This window comes from Bacteroides caecigallinarum (genome assembly GCF_016901995.1).
GTDB lineage: Bacteria > Bacteroidota > Bacteroidia > Bacteroidales > Bacteroidaceae > Phocaeicola > Phocaeicola cellulolyticus.
Window position 1 is genome coordinate 1 of sequence record NZ_JACJLE010000146.1, and the last position, 501, is coordinate 501.

General features: G+C 46.1%; 1 protein-coding gene. It reads right to left on the reverse strand.

Features of this window, described 5'->3' with window-relative positions; all coding sequences use genetic code 11:
* On the reverse strand, positions 1-501 hold a 501-nt coding region (locus H6A61_RS15385; protein ID WP_204394783.1), incomplete at both ends, for an AAA family ATPase.

Genomic DNA, 501 nt, shown 5'->3' on the forward strand with positions numbered 1-501 from the left:
TAGAATCCAGAGTAATCATTAAACCTGACAGGTTATAAATATCCACACAATCCTCGTTGAAGTGATACCCGTCGTACAATTCCTTGAGTTTCGCCTTTGTCTCCTCCTCTGTCATATCATTTGCAGTACCCAGATCCTTTATGCCATCTTTGAATACAGAGTGCAGTTCCTCCTCCGTGATACCGCAAATCCTTTCGTATGCCTTCAGCATCGAAATATCCCTCAGATTGTTCAGGTCGCTGAACACACTCACCTTTCCGAATTTCGTCACTCCCGTCAGCAGAGCGAACCGTATATACCTGTCCATCGATTTCAGCGCCCCATAGAAAGCCTTCAGCGTGCTCCTGTATTCATCCTGCAGCTCCTCATTATCTATAGCCTGCAGCATCGGTTTGTCATATTCATCTACCAGGATTACAGTGTTCCTTCCAGTCTTTTCCGCCGCTCTTCGTATTACCCCCTCAAATCTTGTCGCAAGCGAATACTCATCCGGATTCTTGC